General features: G+C 71.2%; 20 protein-coding genes. 16 read left to right on the plus strand and 4 right to left on the minus strand.

Features of this window, described 5'->3' with window-relative positions; translation table 11 throughout:
• The first annotated feature begins 200 nt into the window (after positions 1–200).
• The 3 genes from AB0D01_RS34365 (at position 201) to AB0D01_RS34375 (ending at position 3080) form a co-directional block, all read left to right on the plus strand.
• Positions 201–857, plus strand: a complete 657-nt coding sequence (locus AB0D01_RS34365; RefSeq protein WP_363062318.1) for a trimeric intracellular cation channel family protein — start codon at positions 201–203, stop codon at positions 855–857.
• A gap of 79 nt (positions 858–936) precedes the next feature.
• Positions 937–1788: a thioesterase family protein gene (locus AB0D01_RS34370; protein ID WP_363062320.1), complete on the plus strand. Its 852-nt coding sequence runs from the start codon at positions 937–939 to the stop codon at positions 1786–1788.
• Between the two features lie 128 nt (positions 1789–1916).
• Positions 1917–3080, plus strand: coding sequence for a cysteine desulfurase family protein (locus AB0D01_RS34375; protein ID WP_363062322.1), 1164 nt, complete (start codon positions 1917–1919; stop codon positions 3078–3080).
• Here the strand turns inward: AB0D01_RS34375 and AB0D01_RS34380 are convergent.
• Positions 3073–3741 carry an N-acetylmuramoyl-L-alanine amidase gene (locus AB0D01_RS34380; protein WP_363062324.1) on the minus strand — a complete coding sequence of 223 codons (669 nt, stop codon included), beginning with the start codon at positions 3739–3741 and terminating at the stop codon, positions 3073–3075. The genes AB0D01_RS34375 and AB0D01_RS34380 overlap by 8 nt on opposite strands.
• Before the next feature lie 68 nt (positions 3742–3809).
• Between AB0D01_RS34380 and mnmA the strand changes: the two genes are divergently transcribed.
• From mnmA to AB0D01_RS34405, 5 genes are all read left to right on the plus strand, one after another.
• On the plus strand, positions 3810–4946 hold the full coding sequence (gene mnmA / locus AB0D01_RS34385; RefSeq protein ID WP_363062326.1) for a tRNA 2-thiouridine(34) synthase MnmA: 1137 nt from the start codon (positions 3810–3812) through the stop codon (positions 4944–4946).
• Positions 4947–5095: 149 nt separating this feature from the next.
• Positions 5096–6427 (plus strand): ATP-binding protein, encoded by a 1332-nt coding sequence (locus AB0D01_RS34390; protein WP_363062328.1) that lies wholly within the window; start codon positions 5096–5098, stop codon positions 6425–6427.
• Positions 6424–7263 carry an RloB family protein gene (locus tag AB0D01_RS34395; RefSeq protein WP_363062330.1) on the plus strand — a complete coding sequence of 280 codons (840 nt, stop codon included), beginning with the start codon at positions 6424–6426 and terminating at the stop codon, positions 7261–7263. Before AB0D01_RS34390 ends, AB0D01_RS34395 begins: the two co-directional genes overlap by 4 nt.
• A gap of 84 nt (positions 7264–7347) precedes the next feature.
• Positions 7348–9945, plus strand: a complete 2598-nt coding sequence (locus AB0D01_RS34400; protein WP_363062332.1) for a class I SAM-dependent DNA methyltransferase — start codon at positions 7348–7350, stop codon at positions 9943–9945.
• On the plus strand, positions 9935–11125 hold the full coding sequence (locus tag AB0D01_RS34405) for a hypothetical protein (protein ID WP_363062334.1): 1191 nt from the start codon (positions 9935–9937) through the stop codon (positions 11123–11125). Before AB0D01_RS34400 ends, AB0D01_RS34405 begins: the two co-directional genes overlap by 11 nt.
• A gap of 13 nt (positions 11126–11138) precedes the next feature.
• Here the strand turns inward: AB0D01_RS34405 and AB0D01_RS34410 are convergent, their stop codons facing one another.
• Both AB0D01_RS34410 and AB0D01_RS34415 read right to left on the minus strand, forming a co-directional pair.
• Positions 11139–11333 (minus strand): DUF397 domain-containing protein, encoded by a 195-nt coding sequence (locus AB0D01_RS34410; RefSeq protein ID WP_363062336.1) that lies wholly within the window; start codon positions 11331–11333, stop codon positions 11139–11141.
• A gap of 11 nt (positions 11334–11344) precedes the next feature.
• The gene (locus AB0D01_RS34415) at positions 11345–12196 is read right to left on the minus strand and encodes a helix-turn-helix transcriptional regulator (protein ID WP_363062338.1); all 852 of its coding nucleotides are present in this window, start codon (positions 12194–12196) and stop codon (positions 11345–11347) included.
• Between the two features lie 275 nt (positions 12197–12471).
• Between AB0D01_RS34415 and AB0D01_RS34420 the strand changes: the two genes are divergently transcribed.
• The 3 genes from AB0D01_RS34420 (at position 12472) to AB0D01_RS34430 (ending at position 17454) form a co-directional block, all read left to right on the plus strand.
• The gene (locus tag AB0D01_RS34420; RefSeq protein WP_363062340.1) at positions 12472–12990 is read left to right on the plus strand and encodes an ATP-binding protein; all 519 of its coding nucleotides are present in this window, start codon (positions 12472–12474) and stop codon (positions 12988–12990) included.
• A gap of 109 nt (positions 12991–13099) precedes the next feature.
• The gene (locus tag AB0D01_RS34425) at positions 13100–16666 is read left to right on the plus strand and encodes a type I restriction endonuclease (protein WP_363062342.1); all 3567 of its coding nucleotides are present in this window, start codon (positions 13100–13102) and stop codon (positions 16664–16666) included.
• A 53-nt stretch (positions 16667–16719) separates the two neighbouring features.
• Entirely contained in the window at positions 16720–17454 is a 735-nt protein-coding gene (locus tag AB0D01_RS34430; protein WP_363062344.1) for a YgjP-like metallopeptidase domain-containing protein, read from the plus strand.
• 18 nt (positions 17455–17472) lie between these two features.
• On the opposite strand, the gene AB0D01_RS34435 is transcribed toward AB0D01_RS34430, so the two are convergent.
• On the minus strand, positions 17473–18396 hold the full coding sequence (locus AB0D01_RS34435; RefSeq protein ID WP_363062346.1) for an NADP-dependent oxidoreductase: 924 nt from the start codon (positions 18394–18396) through the stop codon (positions 17473–17475).
• A gap of 125 nt (positions 18397–18521) precedes the next feature.
• Between AB0D01_RS34435 and AB0D01_RS34440 the strand changes: the two genes are divergently transcribed.
• From AB0D01_RS34440 to ligA, 5 genes are all read left to right on the plus strand, one after another.
• Complete coding sequence (locus tag AB0D01_RS34440) at positions 18522–19583, plus strand: helix-turn-helix domain-containing protein (RefSeq protein ID WP_363062348.1); 1062 nt, start codon at positions 18522–18524, stop codon at positions 19581–19583.
• A gap of 90 nt (positions 19584–19673) precedes the next feature.
• Positions 19674–20018 (plus strand): DUF1330 domain-containing protein, encoded by a 345-nt coding sequence (locus AB0D01_RS34445; RefSeq protein ID WP_363062350.1) that lies wholly within the window; start codon positions 19674–19676, stop codon positions 20016–20018.
• A 102-nt stretch (positions 20019–20120) separates the two neighbouring features.
• Positions 20121–20810 (plus strand): SDR family oxidoreductase, encoded by a 690-nt coding sequence (locus tag AB0D01_RS34450; RefSeq protein ID WP_363062352.1) that lies wholly within the window; start codon positions 20121–20123, stop codon positions 20808–20810.
• Positions 20807–21790 carry a methionine synthase gene (locus tag AB0D01_RS34455; protein ID WP_363062354.1) on the plus strand — a complete coding sequence of 328 codons (984 nt, stop codon included), beginning with the start codon at positions 20807–20809 and terminating at the stop codon, positions 21788–21790. Before AB0D01_RS34450 ends, AB0D01_RS34455 begins: the two co-directional genes overlap by 4 nt.
• 32 nt (positions 21791–21822) lie before the next feature.
• A complete protein-coding gene (gene ligA, locus AB0D01_RS34460; protein WP_363062356.1) occupies positions 21823–24024 on the plus strand; it encodes an NAD-dependent DNA ligase LigA in 2202 nt (733 codons plus the stop codon).
• Positions 24025–24108 lie beyond the last annotated feature (84 nt).

A 24108-nucleotide genomic window follows, 5' to 3' on the forward strand; every position in this document is an offset into this window, starting at 1 on the left:
GGCGGGCGCCCACCCGCCGGGGGCCCCCGCGCCCCCCCACCCCCCACAAAAACGGGCCGCCGCGGGGGCGGCCCCCGCCGGGGCCCCCCACGCCGAGGCGCTTTCCGGGCCCGCCCCGGGCCCGCCCCGGGCGCGCTCGGAACCCGGCCCCGCCCGCGCGGGCGTCCGGCGGGCCCTCGACCTCGGGTGACAATGGCCGGGTGCTCCACGATCTCTTCCCGCCCGGCATCCAGCACGCCCTGGACCTCGCGGGCATTTTTGTCTTCGCCACCGCGGGCGCGCTGCTCGCCGTCCGCAAGAACTTCGACGTCTTCGGCATCGCCGTGCTCGCCCTCGTCACCGCTCTCGGCGGCGGTCTGCTGCGCGACCTGTGCATCGGCGCCGTGCCGCCCGCGGCGTTCGGGGAGCTGAGCTTCTTCGTCACGCCCCTGATCGCCGCCGCGCTCGTCTTCTTCCTGCACCCCGAGGTCCAGCGGATCAACCGGGCCATCAACGTCTTCGACGCCGCCGGCCTCGGCCTCTTCTGCGTGACCGGCACGACCAAGGCCTACGAGTACGGCCTCGGCCTGACCGCCTCGGCCGCCCTGGGTCTGGCCACGGCCGTCGGGGGCGGTGTCCTGCGCGACGTCCTGGCCAACGAGGTGCCGTCGCTGCTGCGCGACCGCGAGATGTACGCCGTGCCCGCCGTCGTGGGCGCCTCGATGGTGGCCGTCTTCATCGGTCTGCACGCCCTCAACGCGGTGACCACCGCCCTCGCCATCGTCACCACCTTCGTGCTGCGGCTGCTCGCGATGCGCTACCACTGGCGGGCGCCGCTGGCCTGGAACCGCCGTTCGGCGGTGGCCGAAGAGCCGTAGGGGGCCGCCGGGGGAGCGCCCGGCCCTTCCCGCAAGCAAAAGCTACCGCTTAGTAAGTTAGCGGTGTACCGTCGTTCCCATGACGCACGCAGCGGCCCAGGCATCCATCGGCGACAGTGAATTCGACCGCGACACCACCATCACGCCCCGCGCGGGCGAACCCGGTGCGTACGACGCGGAGCTCTCCGCCGGCTGGACGATCATCGCCGCCGTCAACGGCGGCTACCTGCTGGCCCTGGTCGGCCGCGCCCTGTCCGCGGCCCTGCCGCACCCGGACCCCTTCTCCGTCTCCGCGCACTACCTGACCTCCTCCGTGCCCGGTCCCGCCGTGATCCGGACCCAGGTCGTGCGGGTGGGCCGCACCCTCTCCACCGGCCAGGCCTCCCTGTTCCAGTTCGACGAGAACGGCGCCGAGGTCGAGCGCATCCGCGTCCTCGCCTCCTACGGCGACCTCTCCGCGCTGCCCGACGCCGTCCACACCGTCGCCACCCCGCCCGTCATGCCCCCCTACGCCGACTGCCTCGGCGCCGAGGCCGGCCCGGCCCCCATCCCCGGCAGCTCCGCCATCGTGGACCGCCTGCGCCTGCGACTGGACCCGGCGACCGCCGGCTGGGCCGTCGGAGCCCCCTCCGGCAAGGGCGAGATGCGGGCCTGGTTCGAACTCGCCGACGGCCGCGACGCCGACCCGCTGTCGCTGCTCCTCGCCGTGGACGCGCTGCCCCCGACCGCCTTCGACCTCGGTCTCGTCGGCTGGGCCCCGACCGTCGAACTCACCACCCACATCCGCTGCCGCCCGGCCCCCGGCCCGCTGCGCGTGTCCATCGTGACCCGCAACCTCGCCGGCGGGTTCCTGGAGGAGGACGCCGAGGTCTGGGACAGCGCCGACCGCCTCGTGGCCCAGTCCCGCCAGCTGGCCCGCGCCCCGCGCTGACGGACACCGCCGACCGCCCGCCGCCGCCCCGCCGGAGATTCCCGGCGGGGCCGCGCGCCGTCGCCGACGGCGGGGACCGGCCGGCGGGGGGAATCCCGGCACGCGGGGACTCGTAGAATCGGGGGATCATGGCCTACCTCGACCACGCCGCGACCACCCCGATGCTGCCGGAAGCCGCCGCGGCGATGACCGCGCAGTTCGCCGCCACCGGCAACGCCTCCTCCCTCCACGCGGCCGGCCGTCGGGCCCGCCGCACCGTCGAGGAGGCCCGCGAATCCCTCGCCGAGGCGCTCGGCGCGCGCCCGAGCGAGGTGGTCTTCACCGCGGGCGGCACCGAGGCCGACAACCTCGCCGTCAAGGGCCTCTACTGGTCCCGCCGCGACGCCGACCCCGCCCGCGACCGCATCCTCGCCAGCCCCGTCGAGCACCACGCCGTCCTCGACGCCGTGCACTGGCTCGCCGAGCACGAGGGCGCCCGGGTCGAGTACCTGCCCGTCGACCGGTACGGCCGCGTGCACCCCGAGGCCTTCCGGGAAGCCGTCGAGCGCGCCCCCGACGAGGTGGCCCTCGCCACCGTCATGTGGGCGAACAACGAGATCGGCACCGTCATGCCGGTGCGCGAACTCGCCGGGATCGCCCGCGAACACGGGATCCCGCTGCACTCCGACGCCGTCCAGGCCTTCGGACAGCTCGACGTCCGCTTCGGCGAAAGCGGCCTCGCCGCCATGACCGTCAGCGGCCACAAGGTCGGCGGCCCCTACGGCATCGGCGCCCTGCTGCTGGGCCGCGACCAGAGCCCCGTCCCCGTCCTGCACGGCGGGGGCCAGGAACGACACGTCCGCTCCGGCACCCTCGACGTACCGGCCATCGCCGCCTTCGCGGTCGCCGCCGAACTCGCCGCCGCGCGGCGCGAGCGCTTCGCGGCGCAGATCGGCGCCCTGCGCGACGAACTCGTCGCCGCCGTCCTCGCCGCCGTCCCCGACGCCGTCCTCGGCGGCGACCCCGAGGACCGCCTCCCGGCCAACGCCCACTTCAGCTTCCCCGGCTGCGAGGGCGACTCCCTGCTGCTCCTCCTCGACGCCCAGGGCATCGAGTGCTCCACCGGCTCCGCCTGCACCGCCGGCGTGGCCCAGCCCAGCCACGTCCTGCTCGCCACCGGCACCGACCCCCGACTCGCCCGCGGCACCCTGCGCTTCTCCCTCGGCCACACCTCCACCAAGGAGGACGTCGCCGCGGTCGCCGCCGCCATCGGCCCGGCCGTGGAACGCGCCCGCACGGCCGGACTCAGCTAGGCCGGGCCGCCAGCTCCGCGCGCACCAGGCCCAGATAGCGGTCCCAGTCCCACAGGGGCCCCGGGTCGGTGTGGTCGGCGCCCGGGACCTCGGAGTGCCCCACGAAGTGCCGCCGGTCCACGGGTATGCCGTACCGGCGGCAGACGTCGGCGGCGAGCCGGGCCGACGCCGCGTACATCGCGTCCGTGAAGTCCTTGGGCCGGTCGACGAAGCCCACGTGCTCGATGCCCACGCTGCGCTCGTTCATCGAGCGGTTGCCCGAGTGGAAGGCCACGTCCAGCTCGCGCACCATCTGCTCCACATGGCCGTCCTGACGCACGATGTAGTGCGCCGACGCCTTGTGGAAGGGGTTCTGGAAGGCCTCCACCGAGGACTGGAAGCCGCCCTGCGTGACGTGCACCACGATCCGGTCCACCCGGTAGTCGTCCGGACGGTCGGCCAGCCGCCAGTTCGCCGGCGAGGCCGCCGTCCACCCCGCGCCCGCGTGGTCGAGCTCGCCCTCCTTGCGGGGCTTGGACACCCCCGGCAACAGCCACCAGGCCCGTCCGATCTCCTCGCGCCCCGCCACCGCCGCGATCCCGAGCACGCCGAGCCCGCCGAAGAGCACCGCTCTGCGGGTCCTGCCGGGCCGCTTCCCGGCCCCGTCCGTCCGCTCCGTCATGTGATCCACCCCCCAGAGCCGATAACGCGCCGTGACCCCGCACGGTTCCCCGTACCCTGGTTGGTGCTATGACTGAGAACCTGCCGCGCACCGCCCGCCCCCTCCGCGTCCTGGCCGCCATGTCGGGCGGAGTCGACTCCGCCGTCGCCGCCGCCCGCGCCGTCGAAGCCGGGCACGACGTCACCGGCGTCCACCTGGCGCTCTCCGCGAACCCGCAGTCCTTCCGGACCGGGGCCCGCGGCTGTTGCACCATCGAGGACTCCCGCGACGCCCGCCGCGCCGCCGACGTCATCGGCATCCCGTTCTACGTCTGGGACCTCGCCGAACGCTTCCGCGAGGACGTCGTCGAGGACTTCATCTCCGAGTACGAGGCCGGCCGCACCCCGAACCCGTGCCTGCGCTGCAACGAGAAGATCAAGTTCGCGGCGCTGCTCGACAAGGCCCTCGCCCTCGGCTTCGACGCCGTCTGCACCGGCCACTACGCCACCGTCGTCCTGAACGAGGACGGCACCCGCGAGCTGCACCGCGCCTCCGACATGGCCAAGGACCAGTCGTACGTGCTCGGCGTCCTCGACGAGAAGCAGCTGGCCCACGCCCTCTTCCCCCTCGGTGACACCCTCACCACCAAGGAGGAGATCCGCGCCGAGGCCGAGGAGCGCGGCCTCGCCGTCGCGAAGAAGCCCGACAGCCACGACATCTGCTTCATCGCCGACGGCGACACCCAGGGCTTCCTCGCGAACCGCCTCGGCAAGGCCGAGGGCGACATCGTCGACGAGACGGGCGAGAAGGTCGGCAGCCACGACGGCGCCTTCGGCTTCACCATCGGCCAGCGCAAGGGCCTGCGCATCGGCCACCCCGCGCCCGACGGCAAGCCCCGCTACGTCCTCGACATCTCCCCGGTGAACAACACCGTCACCGTCGGCCCCGCCGAGGCCCTCGACGTCAGCGCCCTGACCGCGATCCGCCCCCGCTGGTGCGGCTCCACCCCCGCCGCCCCCGGCACCTACACCGCGCAGCTGCGCGCCCACGGCGGCGAGACCGAGGTGCACGCCGAGGTCGTGGAGGGGGAGCTGCGCGTCCGCTTCGCGGAACCGGTCCGCGGCGTGGCCCCCGGCCAGGCGATCGTCCTCTACGACGGCACCCGCGTGGTCGGCTCCGCCACCATCGCCACCACCACGCGGGCCACCGCCGCCGCCTCCGCCTAAGTAGCCAGTCCGCCCGTCCGTCGGCAGTCAACTCCCGATGACGGGCGCTGGCGCTTTCGCCTGGGAGGTCTTAGGCTCCCTTTTACGGATTACCCGTTCAAAAGAGCCTGAGGCGGCCAACCGCTAGCCCGCCCCACTGGAGGTCGGTCATGCTGCTCAGCTTCCGGGTGGCCAATCACCGCTCCATTCGCGAGGAGCAGGAGCTGTCGCTCGTAGCGACGGAATTCAACGAGAAGACGGCGCGCGAGACGGGCGTCCGCTCCGAAGGGAAGCCGCTGGCGGTCCTGCCGGCGGTGGGAGTATTCGGCGCCAACGCCTCAGGCAAGTCGAACATGCTGGCGGCGATGCGGTTCATGAGGGACGCCGTGATCGACTCCCTGGCCGCCTGGGACCGGGAGGCTGGCGTCCCCCGTCAGCCGTTCGAACTCGCTGACGAGGCACGTGACGATACGAGCCTCTTCGAGGTGGATCTGCTTCTCGGGCGCGCCGAAAAAGTTCGCTACACCTACGGCTTCGAACTGTCTGACGACCGGGTCGAAAGCGAGTGGCTCCATGCCTACCCCTCGGGGCGGAGGCAGGTGTGGTTCGAGCGGGACGCCGAACGGACGGAAGCCGACGGCGGTCCGTTCCGCTTCCCCGGCACCGGACTGACAGGTCGGAAGGACCTCAAGGATCTCCTCGTCACGACGACGCGCTCCAACGCGCTCTTCCTGACCGTGGGCGCGGCCCTCAACCACCCTCAGCTCTCCGCCATCCACCGCTGGTTCCGGGACAACCTCTGGCTCGTCACATCCGGCAAGGACGTCAAGGAGCGGACGGCGTGGACGCGTGAGCGGCTTACCGGCGAGGGAGGGGAGGCGCTGCGGGAGCGCGTCGCGACCTTGCTGGCCTCGGCCGACCTCGGAGTGAGCGGGGTGGAGACGGACCCCGACACCGGGGAGATCCAGTTGCTGCACCGCGGGTCGGGCGACCAGCCGAGGCCGCTGGACTTCTGGAAGCAGGAGTCGCAGGGCACGCACGCCTGGTTCGCCTTCCTCGGCCCGCTCCTGCACATGCTGGGCAGGAAGGGTGGGGGCGTCCTCCTCGCGGACGAGTTGGATTCCAGCCTCCATCCGCTGCTGGCAGCCGAGGTGATCCGCCTCTTCCAGGACGAAGAGGCCAACCCGGGGCCGGCGCAGCTGGTCTTCACCACGCACGAGGCAACCCTTCTGGGACCGTCCGTCGTGGAACGGCCCCTCGACCGCGACCAGGTGTGGATCACCGTCAAGGAGGCGACGGGCGAGTCCGCGCTCTACCCGCTGCTCGCGGCCCGCAAGGCCCGCAACGACGAGAATCTGGAACGCCGCTACCTTCACGGCCACTACGGTGGTGTGCCCCGCCTGGCCAGCGGCGAGGTCGCCCGCCAGCTCGCGGCACTGGAGCGGCGGCTCGCGCAGCAGACGGAATCGGACCGGGAACCGAAGGCGACGACCACAGCGTGAGCAGATCATCCGCCGAGGGCCGGCGTGTCAACCGTCGCCGGGGCAGGCACGAGTCGCCCCGACCCGCCCGGCGAGACCTGTCCTCCTACGGCGACGAATCGCGCCGTGTCGTGTACATCGCGGCCGAGGGGGAGAAGACCGAGGATGAATACATCAAGCTTCTGAACACCACCTACGGCGAGCGCCCCGGCAACAAGTTCTTCCTGAACTTCTCGGCCGTACGCAAGGGGCTGCGCCCCGACCAGGTGGTCGACCACGTGATCGCCCGGGCGCCCGGTGCCGCGGACGAGAAATGGGCGCTCTTCGACCGGGACACGGAGGACAGCCGCGACACTGCCATCCGTGAGGCGATGAGCAAGGCCGCCAGGGAAGGCGTCCAGGTGGCTCTGTCCCACCCGTCCATCGAGCTGTGGCTGCTCCTGCACTTCCAGCCGTTCACCAGCAGGGAGGAAGGGCGCAGCGGCGTGGTGAAGGACCGCCTGCGCAAACACCCGGACGCGAAGGGCTTCGCCACGTACGACACGAAGTCGGGTGGACGGGGCAAGGGGATCGACGGCACTCGGGGTGCGTCACTCGTCGGCAAGGAGGGGGACGCGATCACGAACGCACGCAAGCTCGTCGATCAGTGCCCTCATGGTGCCTGCTCGTCCAAGAACGCAGACCTGGGGAAGATCCCGGGCCCGCGCAAGGAAACGTACGAGCAGTGGAACCTCCGGTCCGGGCACGCCGCCGGATGCGATCCGCTCAAGCGCGACCCGTCCACCGACATGTGGCGCCTGCTGAGCAGCCTGGGCATCGGCACGGAGCCGAAGAAGGACTCGGGGCGACGCCGCTAGCTCGTCGGTTTCCGCCGCGCACCCCTCCCGGACTAGGCTGCCGGAGTTCTCCCGAAACTCCCACGGCGTACGAAGGACCGGTGCGTGGCCCGTATCACACTGCCCCAGCTGGAGCGGCATCTCTTCTCCGCCGCCGACATCCTGCGCGGCCGGATGGACGCCTCTGAGTACCGCGACTTCATCTTCGGGATGCTCTTCCTGAAGCGGTCCTCCGACGAGTTCCAGCCCGAGTGGGAGCGGGTCTACGAGGATGAGCTGGAGAAGGCCGGCGACCGAGCCAAGGCCCTGGCCCGGGCGAACGACCCGGACAAGTATCCGCGGGTCTTCTACGTGCCCCCCCGCGCCCGCTGGTGGAAGGGGCCCCACCACAACCCGGAAGATCCGGACCACCCGCTTCCGGGCCTGTCGATGCTGGTCGAGCGGGTCGGTGAGAGCCTGGACCAGGCACTGGTGGCCCTCCAGGACAGCCACGAGCGACTGGCGGGCGTGGCCTCGCACATCTCCTTCAACGAGGTCGTCGGCACCAAGCCCCGCTTCACCGATGCCGAGCTGCGCTCGCTCATCCGCCACTTCAGCCTGTACCGCCTGCGCAACGAGGACTTCGAGTTCCCCGACATGCTGGGCGCGGCCTACGAATACCTCCTCGCCCGCTTCGCGGACTCTGCCGGTCAGCGTGGTGGCGAGTTCTACACCCCGCGAGAGGTCGTCCGGCTGATGGTCCGGCTGGTCCACCCGGAGCCCGGGGACAGCGTGTACGACCCCTGCGCCGGCTCCGGCGGCATGCTCATCGCCGCACACGAGTACGTGGAGGAGCACGGCGGATCCCCGGACTCCCTCGCGATCAACGGCCAGGACAAGAACGGCCCCTCCTGGTCCATGGCCAGCATGAACATGGTGCTCCACGGCATCCATGAATTTGATCTCAAGCACGGCGACACCCTCACCGAGCCCCTGCACCTCACCCCGGCCAGGCGGCTGCGCTCCTTCACCAAGGTGCTGTCGAACCCGCCGTTCTCCCTCAACTACGACGCCGAGCTGGTCGCCGAGGCCGACGAGAGGCACGGCTGGCGGATGAAGTGGGGCGAGACTCCGGAGAACGGCAAGAAGGCCGACCTGATGTTCGTCCAGCACATGATCTCCGTACTGGAGGCGCGGGGTGTAGCGGCGACCGTCATGCCGCACGGTGTGCTGTTCCGCAGCGGCAAGGAACGCGACATCCGTGTGAAGCTGCTGGAGGACGACTGCATCGAGGCGGTGATCGGCCTCGGCCCGAACCTCTTCTACGGCACCGGTATCCCGGCCTGCATTCTGGTCCTGCGCCCGCCGCACCGCAAGCGCGGCGACCGGGAGAACAAGGTCCTCTTCATCAACGCGGACCGGGACTTCCGTGCCGCCCGCAACCAGAACGAGCTCGGCCCCGAGTACGTCGAGAAGATCGCCACCGTCTACCGGGAGTGGCGCCAGGTCCCGGGCTACTCGCTGGCCGTGGACGTCGCGGACCTGCTGAAGGCCGACGCCAACCTGAACATCCGCCGCTGGGTGGACAACTCCCCGCCGGCCGAACCGCAGGATGTTCGCGCACATCTGTACGGTGGTGTGCCGCTGGCCGAGATCGAGTCCAAGGCGCAGCTCTTCGCGGCCTACGGCGTCGACTCGACAGCCCTCTTCGCGGAGCGCGCGGACGACCCGGAATACGTCGACTTCCTCGCCGAGGGGCACGAGGCCACGGCTGCCCGCATCCCGGGGCTGGCGGCGGCGAAGGAAGCGGCCCTTCGCGAGACGTACGAGAGGTGGTGGACCGACCAGTCCGCGCACTTCGTGGCCCTCGCCGAGGACCGTCAGCTGATGCAGCTGCGTAAACGGCTGGTGTCCGGCTTCACCAAGGCCATCGGTGGCGCGGGCGTCCTGGACGAGTACACGACGGCCGGCATCATGGCCGACTGGTGGACGTTCGCACGGTACGACCTCAAGGCCCTTGCCGCGGGCGGGTTCGAGCGGGTGCTCGACGGCTGGGTGGACTCGGTGGACACGATGGTCGCCCCCGTGACCCCCGAGGTCGATGAGCCGAAGGCCTCGGGCCGTGGCCGTCCGAAGACCTCCGTGTCGGCAGCCGACCGCCGCCGTGCGATGGACGAGCCGGTGGTCCGTGTGCTGATCCCGGAGTTCCTGGACGAAGTCGCCCGTGCGGATGCGGATTACGCGGCGGCTGACGCCGCGTACAAGACGGCGCTGGAGGAACTGGCCACGGCCAAGCCGGCGGACGCGGATCCGCAGGCGGAGGACGACACGGACGAGGTGGACGACTCGGAGGAACGGACCCCGGCGACCCCCGAGGAACTGGCCCGCCTTGAGGAAGCCGTCACGCGTCGCCGCAAGGAGCGCACGGCCGCCTCCAAGCGCCGCTCCGCCCTGGACGCCCGCTTCCTGCCGGACCTGAAGGCCGCCGCCGAGCTGGCCAAGGCGGAGGATGGCGGAGCCCAGCGGGTTGTCCTGACCGTCCTCGACGGAGCCCTGTCCTCCCGCCTGGACGCGGCGGTCGGCGCAGGGCGCCGCGAACTGGTGGCTTCGTTCCAGCGCTGGGCGGAGAAGTACGCGGTGTCCCTGGAGGACCTGGAGACGGAAGGCGCGGGCGCGGCAGGGGAGTTCACCGACTGGCTGAAGGAGCTGGGCTATGCGCGGTGAGATTCCACTCGGCGAACTGCTGCTGGAAATTCAGGTGGGTGTGGCGGGTGGAGCGCAGAGCACGCCACCCGCCGATGACGAGTGGGGCGTTCTTCGCCTCTCGGCGATCACGTCTGACTCATATTCCGCCACTGATGCGAAGCGCATGACGGCCCATGCGGCGGAGGTGACCAAGCTTGAGCTCAAGGCTCGGGATGTCCTCATGATTCGCGTCAACGGTGCCCAACATTTGGTAGGGGCTACCGGCTGCATCAAGCAGATCCGCCAGCGCCTTGTGCTCTCAGACCTCATGTACCGATTGGTTCCGTGCCGGGATCGCGCAACGCCTGAGTTCTTGGCGCTGGCCCTGGGATCGCTGCCGGTTCGGCGTCAGATCGTAGCGGCGATGCGTGGTTCCAGCGGACAGTTCCAGCTGCCGAAATCTGAGGTCCGGGCGCTCACCGTGCCTGATGTCTCCCTTGCTGAGCAGCGGCGAATCGTGACCGCCCACGACGCGATCGAGCGCCGCATCACCTCCCTTGCGGAGGCTGGGGCCAAGCTCGGGACCGTCCGACGGGGCATTGTCGATCGCCTGGTGGCTGGGCCGAGGATGCAAATGAAGTCGCTCCTCGTGCGTCGGCCGAAGAACGGCTATTCGCCTGTCGAGGTTCCAGAATGGACCGGTCTGCTCACCCTGGGGCTCGGTTGTCTAACGCCAGACGGGTTCCGTCCGCGCCAGTTGAAGCACATTCCTAAGAGCGACCAAGCCCAGCGGTTCGTGATCTCCGATGGGGACCTGTTGATGAGTCGGGCCAACACCCGTGAACTCGTCGGGTTGGTCGGCTTGTACAAAGATGTTGGTCAACCATGCATCTACCCGGACCTCATGATGCGCTTGACCCCAGACCCTGAGATCTGCCTGCCGGAGTACCTGGAGCTTGCTCTACGGACTCCAACGCTTCGTCGGGCTGTTCAGGCAGGCGCGCGGGGTACCAGCGAGAGCATGGTGAAGATCAGCAGCGAGTTGGTCGAGTCGCTCGACGTACCTGTGCCGTCACTCGAAGCACAGCGACGCGCCGTGCGCGCCGTGGCTGCGCTGGACTTGCGTATCGCCAGGCAAGAAGAACGGATCGAGAAACTCCGGGTCGTGCAGCAGGGCGTTACCGAGGATCTGTTGTCCGGGCGGGTGCGCGCTGCCTGAGCGCCGGGCCTGGTCAGCGGGGGATGGCGTCAGTCGTTTCTCTCTGCACGCTGAGCAGGAGCGCGACGAATGCTGATGCGTGGAGTCTGATGACGTGCTCCGGGCGGACGCTGTCCCGGATGGCTATGCCGTCCGGGATCACGGCTATCTCCACGCAGTTGTTGCCGCCGTCCTCCGAGTAGGACGACTTCACCCACACCTCAGCCATAGCGCGGCGCCTCACAGTTCTCGGGCGATCGACCGAATGAGGTCGGCCGACCCGTTCTCAGGTAGCGCAACCTTCTCCACCAGGTCCATACGCCGACGGAAGTTGCCGAGTTGGGTGGGCGAGTCGACGAAGATGGCGCCAGCCGGAGAGTCCATGTGGATGGTGTCCAACTGCACGTGTGCCGCTTCCGCATGCAGCACGGAATCGCCGGCCATCGGGAATCCTCCCGCAGAGAAGGGGATGACGAGCAGGGTCACGTTAGCCCGCTCAGTCGCGTCGAGCAGCTTGTGCAGTTGGCCCCGGGCTACGGTCCGGCCGCCGAGCTGCATCCGCAATGCGGCCTCATGGATGATGCCGACGTAGGGCTTTGAGGCTCCCCCGGTGACGGCTGCCTGACGGGCCATCCGATGCGCGACCCGCAGTTCGACCTCCAGCCGCGGCAACGACGGCACGAGGAGGTCGAAGATCGCGCGGGCATGGTCTTCGGTCTGGAACAAGCCCGGTAGGTGCGCGGTCTGGACCGTGCGCAGTCGCACGGCATCGTTCTCCAGTTCCGACACGTCGAGGAAGCCGGGAGGGATCTTCCCTCGGTACTCGTCCCACCAGCCGGCCTTGCGTCCACCTGTCATGCCCGCCAGGACGTCGACGAGGGTGGTGTCACCACACTCGTAGATGCTCGCCAGGCGCCGCAATCGTTCCTCGCTGATGCCGAACCGCCCGGCCTCGATGTTCGAGATCGCAGTGCGGTCGGTGCCGAGCAGGGTCGCGGCTGCCGGCGCGGACAAGCCGGCCGCTTCGCGGAGCCGACGCAGCTCCGCACCGAACCGGCGCTGACGGATGGTTGGTGTTTGCCTGGGTGCCATGTGCCCTCTCCGCTCGCGCACAGTGTGCCGACAGGAACTCGATGCGTCCACCGAATCGCTCTGGTCAACCCGTTAGAGCGATTTGGGTAGCACCCGTTATAAATCCGGCGCTAGCGTGGGACAGTCACAACGCCCCGCCCAGCCACCGACCAACCGGAAGCGCACCGAAGCGGCCCCCGCCAGCAGGCACTCGGCAGAGCCACCGGACGGCGAACGAGGGGCGCGGGCCACGTGGCCGACACAAACCAGCTCACGCCGCACACGGAGGTGCCCGCGTGAAACCCGAAGCCGAGCAAGCAGACAGCAGTCAGGGCGGGAGCAGTTCAGGGCCGCCACCGATCCCCTACGCCGAACCCTGGGAGTACGAACTTCACTTCCCCCGCGACCCCCGCGCCCCCGGGGTCGCCCGTACCACCCTCCGGGCTGTGCTCGGCGCCCACGGGCTCGCCGAACTCGCGGACCGCGCGGAGCCGTTGGCCTCGGAGCTCGCCACCAACTCCGTCCGCCACACCAAAGGCCCCGCCTCGGTGCGGCTGCGCTGGACGTGGCCCGTGCTCCGGGTGAGCGTCTCCGACACCAGCCCCGTCTTCCCGATGCCCTCCGGACCGCCACCGCCCGGAGATGCCGGATCCGGGCGTGGGATGGCGATACTCGAACTCATCGCGGACCAGTGGGGCGGCTGCTGCCTCGATGAGCGGCTGTTCGGCGTCGGGGGCAAGACGGTGTGGTTCGAACTCAGAGCGTACGAGGGCCCCGGTACGCCGCCGGTGGCTTCCGCCGCCCTCGCCGCCTGAGCGCACGGCACGGCCCCGTTCCCGTCCGCGCCCGTAGGTACAGTGGCCCCTACCCCTGTTCGACTCAGGGGCAGGGGCGATGTGCGGCTACGGGCGGGGAGAGCACGGTATGGCGCAGCCGGAGTACGACAAGGTCGAGAAGCCGCTCATCGAGCAGCTGATCGCCATGGGGTGGCAGCACCTGCAGGGGGCTCCGCCCGGGGAGCCCGTCACCAGCCCCGCCCCGTCCGGCCGCTCCTCGTTCTCCGAGGCCGTCTACGCCGACCGCTTCCGCACCGCCGTCGCCCGCATCAACCCCGGTCCGGACGGCAAGCCCTGGCTCAACGACACGCAACTCGACCACCTGTTCGCGTCACTCCTCGGGACGGGCGTCGGCCGAGGCGTGGCCGGGAACCTGAGCGTCACCGAGACGCTGCGCAAGGGCGTCAACGCGCGCAGCCTGCCCGGCTGGACCAAGGGCAAGCCCGAGCATGTCCGGCTCGTCGACTGGGAGGGGGAGTTCGCGCCTCTCGGGGACGCCGGGACGGGGAACGACCTGCTCGCCGTCTCCCAGTTCAAGGTGGTGCGATCCGGAGCCCCCGGCGCGATCCCGGACATCGTCCTCTTCGTCAACGGCCTGCCCTGGGTGGTCATCGAGTGCAAGGCGCCGCTGGCGAGTCCGGGAGGCAAGCGGTTCGCCATCGACTGGGCCGTCGAGGACGTGATCGGGTACGCGGGCGCCGAGGCGAAGGCCCCCGTCGCCGAGTTCGTGCGGTTCGCCCAAGTGCTGGTCGCCACCGACCGCGACCACGCCGAGGTGGGCACCGTCACCGCCGACGCCGAGGACTTCGCTCCCTGGCGTACGGTCTGTCCGGCGCGACCGGAGCAGGTGCGCACCGAGGCCGCCGTACCGGACAGCCGTGCGGACCTCCATGCTCAGGAGAGGCTCGTCGGCGGTGTGCTCCGGCCGGCCCACCTGCTGACCCTCGTCCGGGACTTCACCACCGAGGCGGGCAGGGGGCCGCGCACCGTCAAGGTCATCGGCCGGTACCAGCAGTTCCGGGCCGTGCACAGGATCGCCAAGCGCCTGCGGGACCGGCGTGAGATGGTCGCGGCGGGCCACGAGGTGGACCAGCGGGGCGGTGTCACCTGGCACACCCAGGGCTCGGGCAAGTCGCTCACCATGGCCTTTCTGGTCCGCCACCTGCGCAGCGACGCCGACCTGAAAGGCCACAAGGTCGTCGTCGTCACCGACCGCACGGACCTGGAGCGGCAGATCCGGGCCAGCATGGCCGCCGCCGACGAGAAGATCTACCGCGCGCGTACGGTCAAGTACGCCCGCAGCCACCTGGGCCTCGACCTGCCCGACGTCGTCCTCGTCATGCTCCAGAAGGCCCGCCGGGACGACGACGACACGTACGACGGGAAGGAAGAGGTCCTCGCCCGGACTCCCGGCGAGAAGGACCTCGTCCACAACCGGGTGGTGAACGCGAGCTCCGACATCGTCGTCCTCATCGACGAGGCGCACCGCGGGCAGAGCGCCTGGCAGAACGCCCGGCTGCGGGCCATGCTCCCCAATGCCACCATGATCGGCTTCACCGGCACGCCGATTCTCAGCGGTGCGCGCAAGACCACCGAGGAGATCTTCGGATCGCTCGCCGATACGTACACCCTTCGTGACGGCGAGATCGACGGCGCGGTCATGCCCGTCCGCTACACGGCCCAGCAAGTGAGCCTGGAGCTGGTCGAGAAGGCCGCCCTGGACGCGGGATTCGACCAGAAGGTGCCCGCCGACCCGGAGAAGCGCGCCAAGGTCCTGCGGAAGTTCGGCCGCAGGAAGCAGGTGCTCGAATCACCGTCGGTGATCGCCAAGAAGGCTGAGCACATGGTGTGGGACTGGGCGACCCGGGCCATGCCGGACGGCTTCGGGGCACAGGTCGTCGCCGTCTCCCGGAAGGCCGCCGTTGCATACCGCGAGGCGCTGGAGAAGGCACTGCGCCGTCTCGTCGCTGAGCTGGACGCCCTCGGCAGCGACGCCCATGACCCGGCCCCCGCTTCCGACCGGCAGGCTGATCTCCTCAGACTGCTGCCCCACCGGGATGTGTTGGCCTCCGTGCACGCGGCGGTGGTGATCTCGTCGCCGAAGTCGGAGAAGGGCAAGGACCCCGCCGAGTGGGACGTGTGGACCCGCAAGAAGCACCATGAGGAGCACATCTCCCGCTTCCGGCGCGGTGTGCCGGTGCCCGACCCCTTCGCCGCTGTCGACGATCCCTCGTGGGCTGCCCAGACGCACGCTGGGCCCGACACCGGTGATGCCGAGTTGCCCGGCTCCGTCAACGACCCCTGGCACGGTGCCGGATCCGGAGCTCCCGCCGGCGACACCGTCCGGCCGGAGGCCGAGGTCAGCGAGCCTCCCCTGGGCTTTCTCGTCGTCACCTCCATGCTGCTCACCGGCTTCGACGCCCCGGTGGAACAGGTGATGTACCTGGACCGCTCGCTGTTCGGAGCCGGTCTGCTCCAGGCCATCGCACGTACCAATCGGCCCTACCGCAAGAAGGAGTGGGGACTGGTCGTCGACTACGTCGGCGTGGGCCCCGAGCTGGCCCGCTCGATGGCCGAGTACGAGGACGCGCACCTGAAGCAGGTGCTCGGATACCAGGATGTGTCGTTCGACCACCTCGACCCGGACAGCAAGGCCGCTCAGCCGACCGAGGGAAGGATGTGGCTCCAGGTGGACGCGGCGGCCGACGCCCTGCTCGCCGACCTGCGCAAGCGCCTCGGTGACTTCCTCACGGCCCACGGCGTCAGGGCCCTCGGTGACGAGTCGCAGCGCGAGGACCTGCTCGCCGTACTCCGGGACCCACTCATGCGGGGCGAGTTCGATGAGCTCGCACGGGACTTCTTCAACGCCCTCAACGCCGTCCTGCCCCGCCCCACGGCGCTTGTGTACGAGGCGTTCGCCCGGCTGCTCAGCGAGGTCCAGTACCTGGCCCGGGAGCGCTACCTCGACGGTCGAGAGCAGTTCAGCCCGCGCCGCTACGGGGCGAAGGTGCGCGCCCTGATCGCGGAGCACCTGCGGGCACCGGCGATCGCGGAGCGCATCCCGCCGGTCCAACTCGGCGCCCCCGACTTCATGGCACGGGTCAACGCCAACCCCGACCCCAGGGCCCGGGTCTCGTACCTCACCAGCCGTATCCGGACCCAGATCACGGCGCACCTGGAGGGTTATCGGTCCCGGTACGAGCAGTTCAGCCAGCGCCTTGAAGCGGTCATCCGGCAGATGGACGCCGACTTCGACGAGGCCGCCGCTGCATTGGCCCTGGCGCAGCTCGCGGAGGAGATCATCGCCTTCGAGGAGGGCGCGGCCCAGGGGGCTGGGGAGGCGCTGCAGCGGTGGACCGAGAGGCCCGTCTACGCCGTGCTCAGCGGAGAACTGGCCTCGGCCGGCGCCTCCGCCGTGCCGGACGGCATCGACCTCTACCAGGCGGCGCGTGACGTCACCTGGAAGATCGCCACTCTGGTGAGCTCCCCGAACTTCGCCACCCTGGCCGACGCACAGCACCGTGTGCGCAAGGAACTGCGGATCCACCTGGAGGAAAAGCTGCACGTCGACTGGGACGAGACCGGCACGATCGCGGGGGCCCTCGTGGAGCTCGCGATCCACCGGCGCGAGGACTTCCTCCGCTACGAGCAGTAGGGCACAGACGCCGGCGCCCGGGCACTGTCCTGGCTGGGTGGTAGGAATGGCGGGTGAGCACCTCCATTCGTCAGGCGATCGCCGGCCTGCCCTTCCCCGAGGGCTGGCACTGGCGTGTCGAGGTCCGGCCCCGGCGCCGGACCCTCGGCATCGAGGTCACGGCGGAGGGCGAGGTGGTGTTCGCCGTACCGACGGATGCGGACCCGGTGGCGGTCGCCTCCGCCGTACGCAGCAGGCTGCCGCGCCTTGCGGCGGAGGTACACCGCCGCCGGGCCCGGCCCGCCGAGCCGGTAAAGGAACTGGTTGGCGGCAGCAGCTTTGCCTACCTCGGGCGCCGGTACCGGCTCAGACCGGTACCGGATGGCCCGGGCGCGCGCGTCCGCCTGATCGCCGGGTGGCTCGAACTTCCCGCGCCCGCCACCCCCGGCGCAGGGGCTGAAGCACTTGCGCGCTGGTACGAGGACCGTGGGCGGGGCTGGCTGGCGTCCCGTGCGCCGGCCGTGGCGCTGCGTCTGGGGGTCCAGCCGGCCGAGGTGGCCGTGCAGGACTTGGGCCACAGGTGGGGTGCCTGCACACCCGGCGGTGTCATCCGTGTGCACTGGGCCGTGATGCAGCTACCGGCCAGCCTTGTGGAATTCGTCCTTGTACACGAGCTGTGCCACCTCAAGGACTCCGGACACGGACGGGAGTTCCGGCGCCAGATGAGTCTCGCGCTCTCCGATTTCGAACAGCGTGAGACCTGGTTCGAGAAGGAAGAACCGTTCCTTTGGCGTGGGGCCATCCGATAGACGTTCCGTGTGCGGTTGTCAGGCCACCGTCAGGACGATCTTGCCGGTGGTGCGGCCGAGTTCGCCGATCCCGTGGGCCTCGGCGGCCCGCTCCAGCGGCAGCACGGTGTCGATCAGCGGCTTCAGCGATCCCGCCTCCACCAGCGCGGCGATCTCGCGCAGCCCCAGGTGGTCGGGTTCCACCAGCACCCAGTCCGCGCGGACGTCGCCGGGTTCGGCCGGCAGGGCGTCCGGGCCGGGCAGGGTGACCAGCCGGCCGCCGGGGCGCAGCACCTTCAGGGAGCGCTCGGCGGTGTCCCCGCCGAGTCCGTCCAGGACCACGTCCACGGCGGAGACGGCGTCCTCGAACGCGACCTCGCGGTAGTCCACCACCTCGTCCGCGCCCAGCGAGCGCAGCAGCTCGTGCTTGCCCGCGCTCGCCGTCCCGATCACGTACGCGCCCCGGGCCTTGGCGATCTGCACCGCCAGGTGCCCGACGCCGCCGGCCGCCGCGTGCACGAGGACCCGCTCGCCCGGGCGCACGTCGGCGGTGTCCACCAGCGCCTGCCAGGCGGTGAGCGCGGCCAGCGGCAGGGCCGCCGCCTCCACGTGGCTCAGCGCGGCGGGCTTGGGGGCCAGGTGCCGGGCGGGGGCGACCACGTACTCGGCGTAGCCGCCGGCCTGGCGGGGGAAGAGGGGCATCCCGTAGACCTCGTCGCCCGGACGGAAGATCGTCACGCCGCCGCCGACGGCCTCGACGGTGCCGGAGACGTCCCAGCCGACGACGGGGACCGCGCCCCACTCGATCAGGCCGCCGCTCCGGCGGGTCTTCCAGTCCACCGGGTTGACCCCGGCCGCGCACACCCGGACCAGGACCTCGTTCAGGCCCGGCTCGGGCCGGTCCACCTCGCGCTCGACCATCTTCTCGGAGTCACCGAATTCGGTCACGACCATCGCGCGCATGCTGTTCCGCCTCATTCCATTCCCAACCGTTCGATACCGGGTTCTCCCCGGCAGTGGACCCAGACTCGGGCACCGGGGACCTCCGTGGTGTTGGCCGGATGGCCACTATGTGACAGGATCTGGCCATGAGCGCGGTGACGAAGGCAGTGGAAACAGAACCTGGAAATCCGGTGGAGCCCGCCCTCCACCGCGTCGCCGTCCTCGCCCTGCCCGGCGTCCCCCCGTTCGAGCTCGGCATCCCCTCCCGGGTCCTCGGCAGCGCCCTCGACGAGGAGGGCCGGCCCCTCTACGAGGTCACCGTGTGCACCGCCGACGGCGGCCCGGTGCTCAGCGACGCCGGGTTCACCGTGCAGCCCGCCGCCGGCGCCGAGGCCCTCGCCGCCGCCGACACGGTGATCGTCCCGCCCACCCACGCCATGCCCGAGTTGGCCCACGGCGGTCCGCTGCCCCCCGCCGTCACCGCGGCCGTCGCCCGCATTCGCCCCGGCACCCGCCTCGTCTCCATCTGCACCGGCTCCTACGTGCTCGCCGCCGCCGGGCTCCTCGACGGCCGCCCCGCCACCACCCACTGGAACCTGGCCCCCGAATTCCGTCGGGCCTACCCCCGCGTCGCGGTCGACGAGGACGTCCTCTTCGTCGACGACGGCGACGTCCTGACCTCCGCCGGCGTCGCCGCCGGAGTCGACCTCTGCCTGCACCTGATCCGCCGCGACCACGGCACCACCGTCGCCAACCGCGCCGCCCGCATGTGCGTCGTACCGCCCTGGCGCGACGGGGGACAGGCCCAGTACATCGACCGGCCCGTCCCCACCCCCACGGTCGCCACCACCACCGCCACCCGCGCCTGGGCCCTGGAACGCCTCGGGGAACCGCTCACCCTCGCCGAGCTGGCCGGCCACGCCCGGATGAGCCTGCGCACCTTCACCCGGCGCTTCCGCGACGAGGTCGGCACGACCCCCGTCCAATGGCTCACCGCCCAGCGCCTGGACCTCGCCCGCCAGTTGCTGGAGTCCAGCGACCTGCCCGTCGACCTGGTCGCCCACCGGGCCGGCTTCGGCTCCGCCAACTCCCTGCGCCAGCACATGCGCACCGCCTTCGGCGTCTCCCCGATCGGCTACCGCCGCACCTTCCGGCCGCACGGCCACGAGGCCGCCCCGGCATCCGCCCCCACCGCCGGCCCCGCATGACCCCGGAGGTAATCGACCCCGCCGCGCCCACCGGGCACGATCATGGGGACGGCCCGGGAGCACCGGGCAGGCCATGACAGGGGAGACACCATGACCGCGTACGCCTTCGCCCACCTGCGCCCCACCGACCTCCACGAGGACGTCCTCAACTACATCGAGCGGATCCAGGAGACCCTGGACCCCTTCGGCGGTCGCTTCCTCGTCCACGGCAAGGAGGTCGAGGTCCTGGAAGGCCCCTTCCCCGGCACGATCGTCCTCATCGCCTTCCCCGACGTCGACGCGGCCCGCGGCTGGTACGACTCGCCCGCCTACCAGGCCATCCTCCCGCTGCGCACGAAGCACATACCCGGCGAGACCCTCATCGTCGAGGGCGTCCCCGCCGACTACGACGCCGCCGCGACCGCCGCCCGCCTGCGCACCGAAACCGGCCTCTGATCGACCTCTGACGCCCTCGGCGGACCGGCCCGCCGGCCGGCCCGCAGACCGGATCCCGCCGGGGGAAACCCGCACCCCCGGCGGGGTGCGAGCATGGGCACCATGGCTACTCACCTGATCACCGGCGCCGGATCCGGCATCGGCGCCGCCGTCGCCGCCCGCCTGCACGCCCGGGGCGACGACCTCGTCCTGCTCGCCCGCGACGCCGGCCGCGCCCGGCAGCTCGCCGAGCGCCACCCCGGCGCGCGGACCCTCGTAGGCGACCTGGCGGACCCCGACCGGCTGTCGTGGGCCTTCTCCAAGCAGCCGATGCCCGAGCGGATCGACTCCCTGCTGCACATCGCCGGGATCGTCGACCTCGGCCCCGTCGGCGAGCTGCGCCCCAGGACCTGGCACCAGCAGCTCAACGTCAACCTGATCGCCCCCGCCGAGGTGACCCGGCTCCTGCTGCCGACCCTGCGCGCGTCCAAGGCCACCGTCGTCTTCGTCAACTCCGGCGCCGGCCTGACCGCCCACGCCGAGTGGGGCGCCTACGCCGCCTCCAAGCACGGCCTCAAGGCCCTCGCCGACTCGCTGCGCGCCGAGGAGAAGCCCCACGGCATCCGCGTCACCTCGATCTACCCGGGCCGCACCGCCAGCCCCATGCAGGCCAAGGTGCACTCGCAGGAGGGCAAGGAGTACGACCCCGAGCGCTGGATCGACGCCGAGTCCGTCGCGACCACCATCGTGATGGCCGTCGACCTGCCGCGCGACGCCGAGGTCAACGACCTGACCGTCAGGCCCGGTCGATGACCGCGGGCGCCACCGGAGTCGGCTCCCTGCCCGGCGGCGACGCCCGCGAGGCCGCCAAGACCGCGACGGGCTCCTTCGAGGAGTTCCCGTACCTGCCCGAACTGCCCGCGCGCGGCCCCGGCGCCGACATGATCGGCCGCTCCCTGGGCCTGCTCGTCGACCTGTACGCGCACGTCGAACCCAGCGGCTGGCGCGTCAGCGACCGCCCCGGACGCGACACCCGCCGCGCCCGCTCCTGGCTCGGCGAGGACCTCGACGCCCTGGAGGAGTTCACCCAGGGCTACGAGGGCCGGCTGAAGGTCCAGGCCGTCGGGCCGTGGACCCTCGCCTCCACCCTCGAACTGCACGGGGGCGAGGCCGTGCTCCAGGACGCCGGCGCCTGCCGCGACCTGTCCGCCTCCCTCGCCGAGGGCGTGCGCGAGCACCTGGCCGACGTCCGCAAGCGGATCCCCGGCGCCGAGATCGTCCTCCAGTACGACGAGCCCGCGCTCACCGCCGTCCTGCTCGGCCGGGTCCGCTCCGCCAGCGGGTACCGCACCTACCGCGCCGTCGACCGCCAGGTCGTCGAGAGCGCCCTGCGCGAGCTGTTCTCCGTCCACGACGGCGACGTCATCGTCCACTCCTGCGCCCCCGAGGTCCCCTTCGGGCTGCTGCGCCGGGCCGGCGCCACGGGGGTCTCGTTCGATTTCTCGTTGCTCACCGAGCGCGAGGACGACGCCATCGGCGAGGCCGTCGAGGGCGGCGTGAAACTCTTCGCCGGAGTGGTGCCCGGCACCGACACCGCGTTGTCGGACCCGGGCGGTAGCGTCATGGGTGTCAGGAAGCTCTGGCGCAGGCTGGGCCTGTCCCCGGGGACTCTCGCCGAGTCCGTCGTGGTCACCCCGTCGTGCGGTCTGGCGGGCGCTTCGCCCGCCTACGCGCGCGCGGTGCAGGCGCACTGCGTCAGGGCGGCGAGGTCGCTCGCCGACAACCCTGAGTGACGGTCGAGACGGGGCCACGGGAGGACACGGGCATGGCAGCCGAACAGCGGGACACGGCGGTACCGACGGCGGCGCGCGAGCAGCACGCGCTGCTGGCCGAGCAGGTGGAGGAGCACCGCTTCCGGTACTACGTGAACGACCAGCCGGTCGTGAGCGACGCCGAGTTCGACCGGCTGCTGCGCTCCCTGGAGGCCCTGGAGGAGCAGTTCCCCGAGCTGCGCACCCCCGACTCGCCCACCCAGAAGGTCGCCGGGGCGTACGAGACGGACTTCGCGTCCGTCGAGCACCGGGAGCGGATGCTCTCCCTCGACAACGCCTTCGACGACGAGGAACTGGCGGCCTGGGCCGAGCGCGTGGCCCGGGACGTCAACACCTCCGACTACCACTACCTGTGCGAGCTGAAGGTCGACGGCCTCGCGGTCAACCTCACCTACGAGAACGGCCGCCTGACCCGGGCCGCCACCCGCGGCGACGGCCGCACCGGCGAGGACATCACGCCCAACGTGCGCACCATCGCCGAGATCCCCGACCGCCTGGCCGGCGACCGGATCCCGGCCCTCGTCGAGATCCGCGGCGAGGTCTACTTCCCGATGGAGAAGTTCGAGGAGCTCAACGCCCGCCTCGTCGAGGCCGAGGGCAAGCCCTTCGCCAACCCGCGCAACGCGGCGGCCGGTTCGCTGCGGCAGAAGGACCCCAAGGTCACCGCGAGCCGGCCGCTGCACATGGTCGTGCACGGCATCGGTGCCCGCGAGGGCTTCGACATCGAGCGCCAGTCACAGGCCTACGAGCTGCTGCGCGAGTGGGGCCTTCCCACGGCGCGGCACAACGCGGTGGTCTCCACGCTCGACGAGGTCCGCGCGTTCATCACCCGCTTCGGCCGCGACCGGCACTCGGTGGAGCACGAGATCGACGGCGTCGTCGTCAAGCTCGACGAGATCGCCCTCCAGGGCCGGCTGGGCTCCACGGCCCGCGCCCCGCGCTGGGCCATCGCCTGGAAGTACGCCCCCGAAGAGGTCAACACCAAGTTGATCGACATCAAGGTCGGCGTCGGGCGCACCGGGCGCGTGACCCCGTACGCCCAGGTGGAGCCGGTGACGGTGGCCGGCTCCGAGGTCGAGTTCGCGACCCTGCACAACCAGGAGGTCGTCAAGGCCAAGGGCGTGCTCATCGGGGACACCGTGGTCCTGCGCAAGGCCGGTGACGTGATCCCCGAGATCCTCGGCCCGGTCGTCGACCTGCGCGACGGCACCGAGCGCGAGTTCGAGATGCCGGCCGAGTGCCCCGCCTGCGGGACCGGGCTGCGGCCCATGAAGGAGGGGGACATCGACGTCCGGTGCCCCAACGCCCGGACCTGTCCCGCCCAGCTGCGCGAGCGGGTCTTCTACCTGGTCGGCCGGCAGTGCCTGGACATCGAGAACTTCGGCATGGTGGCGGCGGCCGCGCTCACGGGTCCGCTGGAGCCGGCGCGGGCGCCGCTGCTCGACGAGGGCGACCTCTTCGGGCTGACCGTCGAACAGCTGCTGCCCATCAAGGCGTACGTCCTCGACCCGGACAGCGGACTGCCCAAGCGGGACCCGAAGACCGGCGAGGAGAAGATCGTCACCGTCTTCGCCAACCAGAAGGGCGAGCCGAAGAAGAACGCCCTGGCGATGCTGGAGAACATCGCCGCCGCCAAGGACCGCCCCCTCGCCCGCGTCATCAACGGCCTGTCGATCCGTCACGTCGGCCCCGTCGCCGCCGAGGCCCTGGCCCGCGAGTTCCGTTCGATCGAGCGCATCGAGCAGGCCACGGAGGAGGAGCTGACCGCCACCGACGGGGTCGGCGCCATCATCGCCGCCTCCGTGAAGGAATGGTTCGCCGTCGACTGGCACCGCGAGATCCTGCGCAAGTGGCGCGAGGCCGGCGTCCGCATGGAGGAGGAGGGGGCCGGCGAGGAGGAGGGCCCGCGCCCCCTGGAGGGCCTGACCGTCGTGGTCACGGGCACCCTGGCGAGCCACACCCGGGACGGCGCCAAGGAGGCCCTCCAGAGCCGCGGCGCCAAGGTGACCGGCTCCGTGTCGAAGAAGACCTCCTTCGTGGTGGTCGGCGACAACCCGGGCTCCAAGTACGACAAGGCCGTGCAGCTGAAGCTCCCCGTCCTCGACGACGCCGGCTTCGCCGTGCTGCTGGAACGGGGGCCGGACGCCGCGCGCGAGGCCGCGCTCCCCCTGGACGGCGGGGCCGAAGGGGAGTAGTAACCCACACGGGAACCGTCGCGCGGGGATCCGCGGAGGCGAACTGATGCGTGGCGTGCGGCCGTACGGGCGGGCGCACGCCCG

The sequence above is a fragment of the Streptomyces sp. NPDC048606 genome (assembly GCF_040650855.1).
GTDB lineage: Bacteria > Actinomycetota > Actinomycetes > Streptomycetales > Streptomycetaceae > Streptomyces.